The 5,844-nt window shown below is 37.6% G+C and carries 7 protein-coding genes; all 7 read left to right on the plus strand.

Translation table 11 applies throughout. The features are described from left to right. Positions 1 to 234: 234 nt before the first annotated feature. Positions 235 to 1,308: a butyrate kinase gene (gene buk, locus AC220I_RS17055; protein ID WP_486725069.1), complete on the plus strand. Its 1,074-nt coding sequence runs from the start codon at positions 235 to 237 to the stop codon at positions 1,306 to 1,308. Positions 1,309 to 1,423: 115 nt separating this feature from the next. Next, positions 1,424 to 2,104 carry an ATP-binding protein gene (locus AC220I_RS17060; protein WP_486725070.1) on the plus strand — a complete coding sequence of 227 codons (681 nt, stop codon included), beginning with the start codon at positions 1,424 to 1,426 and terminating at the stop codon, positions 2,102 to 2,104. 43 nt (positions 2,105 to 2,147) lie between these two features. Continuing rightward, positions 2,148 to 2,366 carry a 4Fe-4S dicluster domain-containing protein gene (locus AC220I_RS17065; RefSeq protein WP_486725071.1) on the plus strand — a complete coding sequence of 73 codons (219 nt, stop codon included), beginning with the start codon at positions 2,148 to 2,150 and terminating at the stop codon, positions 2,364 to 2,366. Positions 2,367 to 2,388: 22 nt separating this feature from the next. Continuing rightward, positions 2,389 to 3,453: a 3-methyl-2-oxobutanoate dehydrogenase subunit VorB gene (locus tag AC220I_RS17070; protein WP_486725072.1), complete on the plus strand. Its 1,065-nt coding sequence runs from the start codon at positions 2,389 to 2,391 to the stop codon at positions 3,451 to 3,453. Then, entirely contained in the window at positions 3,453 to 4,199 is a 747-nt protein-coding gene (locus tag AC220I_RS17075; protein ID WP_486725073.1) for a thiamine pyrophosphate-dependent enzyme, read from the plus strand. Before AC220I_RS17070 ends, AC220I_RS17075 begins: the two co-directional genes overlap by 1 nt. Positions 4,200 to 4,201: 2 nt before the next feature. Continuing rightward, positions 4,202 to 4,747 carry a 2-oxoacid:ferredoxin oxidoreductase subunit gamma family protein gene (locus AC220I_RS17080; RefSeq protein ID WP_486725074.1) on the plus strand — a complete coding sequence of 182 codons (546 nt, stop codon included), beginning with the start codon at positions 4,202 to 4,204 and terminating at the stop codon, positions 4,745 to 4,747. Positions 4,748 to 4,986: 239 nt separating this feature from the next. Then, positions 4,987 to 5,844 (plus strand): TMEM165/GDT1 family protein (locus AC220I_RS17085; protein WP_486725075.1); only part of this gene is annotated, 858 nt, incomplete at its 3' end.

Genomic DNA, 5,844 nt, shown 5'->3' on the forward strand with positions numbered 1-5,844 from the left:
ACTTCAAGAGCGGATTCTGATGAATCTAAATTAAATTCTATTGCTCTTGGTGTTTTAATGTCAGCAATTTAATGGATTGTGGATACCTTGAGAACATGAGGTAGCCTTTAATAATCTGCAAAAGCAATAAGCAATAAGCAAATAACAATTGACAATTGATAAAAAGAGTTGCCATCTGATCATTGATTAGATTTTGAATACGGTAACTCGCTTTAAGAGGATAGGAGAGAAAACATGGAAACTTTTAGAATATTAGCGATTAATCCAGGTTCAACATCGACTAAGATCGCAATTTATGATAATGAAAAAGAAGTGTTTGAAACGACAATTAGACATTCAAATGAAGAAATTGAGCCTTTTGATAAAATATTTGATCAATACGATTTTAGAAAAAATGTTATTTTAAATACTTTAAATGACAATGGCATTAACTTAACAAAATTAAATGCAGTTGTAGGTCGTGGCGGATTATTAAAGCCAATCAAAGGTGGTACTTACGCTGTTGACGCTCAAATGCTCGAAGATTTAAAAGTGGGCGTTCTCGGAGAGCATGCGTCCAATCTTGGCGGTATTATTGCAAATGAAATTGCAAGTCAACTCAACATCCCTGCTTTCATCGTAGACCCAGTTGTTGTTGATGAGATGCAAGCTGTTGCTAGAATTTCTGGTATGCCTGAAATCGAAAGAAAATCAATCTTCCACGCACTTAACCAAAAGGCAGTTGCAAGAAGATATGCCGATGAAAATCATAAAAAATACGAAGACGTTAACGTTATTGTTGCTCATCTTGGTGGTGGTATTTCAGTTGGTGCTCATGAAAAGGGAAGAGTAATCGATGTTAACAATGCACTTGATGGTGAAGGTCCTTTTTCTCCTGAGAGAACTGGTGGCTTACCGGTGGGAGACTTAGCGAAGCTTTGTTTCTCAGGTAAATACACACATGCAGACATTAAGAAAATGATCAAGGGCAAAGGCGGCTTAGTGGCTTATCTTAACTCTAACGATGGTCGTGAAGTGGTTAAAATGATAGAAGAAGGCGATAAAAATGCAGAGCTTGTCTTTAAGGCAATGGCATACCAAGTTTCCAAAGAAATTGGAAGCTGTGCAGCTGTGCTTAAGGGTAAAGTTGATGCTATTATTTTAACTGGCGGTCTTGCATATGGTGAAATGTTAACCACTTGGATAAAAGACAGTGTAAGTTTTATTACAGACGTTGTGATTTATCCAGGCGAAGATGAAATGAGTGCACTTGCACTTGGTGGATTACGTGTACTTAGAGGCGAAGAAGAGGCTCAAGTTTATTTATAAGAAGGAATTTTGAGGCTTAAATCTTACTTAAGTAGATGAAAAGCAGTATATAGCTGGTCTTTAAAGGCCAGCATGACACTAATAGAAGATAGAAAAGTGGTATGGTGAAATGAAAATGGAACTAAAAAAGGATAAAAGGATTCGCATTATCATAGGACACTATGGTAGTGGCAAAACAGAGTTTGCCGTTAATTATGCTTTAGCACTTAAAAAAGAATGTGAAAAAGTAACGCTTTGTGATTTGGATATTGTTAATCCATATTTTCGTTCAAGAGAAAAGGCTGAGTTAATGGAAGAAAAGGGGATCACGGTAATCAGTGGTGCCAGAGGCCATCATGCGAATCTGGATATTCCGATGGTTTCTGCAAATGTTTTAACACCTCTTCAAACTGAAGGCGAGCAGGTTATATTGGATGTTGGTGGCGATGCCATTGGCGCAAGAGTGCTTGCAAGGTATAAAGCCTATTTTGAAGAAGGCAAATATGATATGTTTTGCGTTGTCAATGCATATAGAGAACAAACACAAGACTTAATGGGTGTGATGCACCACATTAGAACGATTGAAGACACAGTAGGTGTCAAGGTGACGGGTCTAATAAACAACACGCACTTATTGAGAGATACATCTGTTGAAGATGTTTTAAAAGGTCAAGCATTAGTTGTGGAAGTATCAAATAAACTCAATATTCCTATCAAATATGTCAGTTCTTTGGAAAAGGTTACCCACCAATTGCCAGAAGACATTGAAGGAGAATTATTCCCAATTCAAATGATCATGAGGGAAGAGTGGATGTAAGTTTGAGACTTCCACACATTAAAAGAAATGGAGGTTGGCGCTAGTGGCTGCTAAAGGTAAAGTTACGTTCAACGAAGATATTTGTAAAGGCTGTGGTCTTTGTGCGACTGCATGTCCTGTGAAAATTGTTACTTTAGACACAAAGAAAATTAACGTTAAAGGTTATCATCCAGCAACTGTAGTTGAAGTAGACAAGTGTATTGGATGTGCAAACTGTGCGATGATCTGTCCTGATTCTGTCATCACAGTTGAAAGATTCTAGTAACTAAGGGAGGTTAAACTAAATGGCTAAGGTATTAATGAAAGGTAATGAGGCAATTGGTGCTGCTGCAATTAAAGCAGGCTGTAAATATTTCTTCGGATATCCAATTACACCTCAAAATGAATTACCAGAGTATATGTCAAGAGAAATGCCTAAAGTAGGCGGTGTATTTTTACAAGCAGAGAGTGAAGTTGCTGCGATTAACATGGTATATGGTGCTGCAGGTGCTGGTGCACGTGTTATGACATCTTCATCTTCTCCAGGGATTGCACTTAAACAAGAAGGCATCACTTATATCGCAGGGGCTGAACTTCCTTGTGTTATCGTAAATATCGTTCGTGGCGGCCCAGGTCTTGGTGGTATCCAACCAGCTCAATCGGACTATAACCAAGTAACACGTGGTGGTGGTAATGGCGATTATAAATTATTGGTATACGCACCAGCTAACTTACAAGAAATGGTTGATTTGATGCAAGAAGCATTTGATGCTGCAGATTATTACAGAAACCCAGTTATGATGGTGGGCGATGGTATGATTGGTCAAATGATGGAACCAATTGAGTTCAAAGAAGGTAAATCTAGATTTGAATTACCAGAAAAAGATTGGGCAACGGTTGGTACTAAAGGCGCTAGAAAACCAAACATCATCAATTCACTTGCGCTTGATCCAGCTGAACTTGAAAAACACAATCACAAGCTTCAAGCGAAATATGACTTAATGAAAGCAAACGAAGTAAAATACGAAACTTACAATATGGAAAATGCAGAGGTTGTTATCGTGGCTTACGGTACGACTTCAAGAATTGTAAGAAACGCAATCATAGATTTAAAAGAGCAAGGTATCAATGTTGGTTTAATCAGACCAATTACATTATGGCCTTTCCCTGAAAAAGCATTTGATGAAGTGCCAGCAGACTGTAAGTCATTATTATCTGTTGAAATGTCAATGGGTCAAATGGTTGATGACATTAAGATTGCTTCTAATGGAAGATGGCCAGTAAGCTTCTACGGAAGAGCTGGTGGTATGATTCCTACACCAGAAGCAGTAATGGAAAAAGTTAAAGAATTAGTTGGAGGTGCAAAATAATGTCAGTTGTATTTCAAAAAACTAAAGGCTTAACAGATAAGCAAACACATTATTGTCCAGGTTGTACACATGGAATTATCCATAGATTAGTAGCAGAGGTTCTTGAAGAATTAGATGTTTTAGGCGAAACGATTGGTGTTGCACCAGTTGGTTGTTCAGTTCTCGCTTATGAATACTTCAATTGCGATATGCACGAAGCGTCACATGGTAGAGCACCTGCTGTTGCAACAGGTGTTAAAAGAGTTCATCCTGACAAGGTTGTTTTCACTTACCAAGGTGATGGTGACCTTGCATCAATCGGTACTGCTGAGATCGTACACGTTGCGCATAGAGGTGAAAAAATCACAACTATTTTCGTAAACAACGCGATTTATGGTATGACTGGTGGTCAAATGGCACCAACAACTTTAATTGGACAAAAAGCAACAACTGCGCCTCTTGGTAGAACTGTTGAGCATTCAGGAATGCCTTTACAGGTATCTGAAATGTTAGCAACAATTAAAGGTGCTGCATTTGTGGAGAGAGTTTCTGTTGATTCTCCTGCTAATATCAGAAAAGCTAAGAAAGCAATTAAAGAAGCATTTGAATGTCAATTAGCTGGAAAAGGCTTCTCAATCGTCGAAGTATTATCAACTTGTCCTACTAACTGGGGTCTTACACCTGTAGACTCAATTAAATGGTTACAAGATAACTTGATTCCTTACTATCCATTAGGAAACTTCAGAAGACCAGAGGAGGTAAAATAGACATGTTAAACGAAAAAATTATTTGCGCTGGTTTTGGTGGCCAAGGCGTTATGCTAATGGGACAGTTGATTTCATATGCAGGAATGCTTGAAGGTAAAGAAGTTTCTTGGTTACCATCTTATGGTCCAGAAATGCGTGGCGGAACTGCTAACTGTAGTGTTATGGTATCTGAAAGACCAATTGGTTCTCCAGTTATTACAGATAATGCTACCACTGCAATTGTTATGAATTTACCGTCACTTGATAAATTTGAAAGTGATATTGCTGCAAATGGAAACATCCTTATCAACAGTTCACTTATAGAGAAAAAAGCTTCAAGATCAGACATTAAGGCATACTATGTTGCAGCTAATGAAATTGCTGTTGAACTTGGAAATTCAAGAGTTGCAAACATGGTTATGTTAGGTGCATACCTTGAACTTACCAAAACAGTTGAAGTAGATTCAGTTATGCAAGCGCTTAAGAAAATTTTCGGCGAAGGTAAAGCACATTTACTGGATGTCAACAAAGCGGCACTTCAAAAAGGTGCAGAAGCAATTAAAGCTTAAACCCTTTAAAAGGTTTAAATACCCATTGAAACTCAGCTAAAATATTAGGACAACTCAAGGTCTAGTGCTTTGAGATGTCCTATTATTTTTTTCAAGTCCGCTTATAGCCTTATTTTAAAGGGATAAACTTTTGTGAACACGTAATATGTTTTTAATATGATTATTGTATACATAAGGATTGAGATAAGGAAACAGATGTGAGATAATAGTAAAGCGAGAATGATCAAAATGGGGGAAATATGGGCGATTTTTTAAGGGCCTTACTGCTAATATTCATAGCAGAAATGGGCGATAAAACACAAATTATGGCAATGGCATTTGCCACAAAATATAGGGTCAATCAGATACTTATAGGTGTAGCGATTGGTTCTTTTGCAAATCATGGAATTGCAATCCTATTAGGTTCACTTTTGAATCGATTTATACCGATTGAAGCGCTTCAGCTTGTTGCAGGTGTACTCTTTATATCTTTCGGTCTCCTATCACTTTCAATAGCAGAGGAGGAAGAGGCAGAACAGAATTTAAAGAAATACGGTGCAATTATTACAGTGGGAATAGCCTTCTTTTTAGGTGAGCTTGGCGATAAGACCCAGCTAACTGCTATGACACTTGCAACAGACTCTAGCCATCCAGCCTTTACACTTATGGGAACTGTAATGGGAATGGTTATCGTCAGTTCAGTGGGCATATTTGTTGGTGCAAAACTCGGTAATAAAATTCCAGAGCACTTGATAAAGTTTGGTGCTTTCTTAATTTTCATGTTCTTTGGTCTCAACAAGATCTTTACATCACCATATGTTCAAAGCATGGGAATGACTTTTATGGCACTCTTAGTATCCATGCTGAGTGTACTCACTATATTTAGATTTATGATTTTCAATAGACAGTTAAAAGAAGTCTCTGTATCTGCTTTAAAGCAAAAGGCACAGGATTTGAAATTATATCGTGAAAGAATCCTTAAAAACGTCAACGCTATGTGCAGAAACTGTGATGTATGTAAGGAAAGTCAGTGTCTTGTTGGTTACATGAGAGACTTACTTTCAAGAAAAGTAGACCTTAAGGAAATAGACTATGATTTTATTGAGGCCATATATGAT

The organism is Fusibacter sp., from assembly GCF_057447755.1.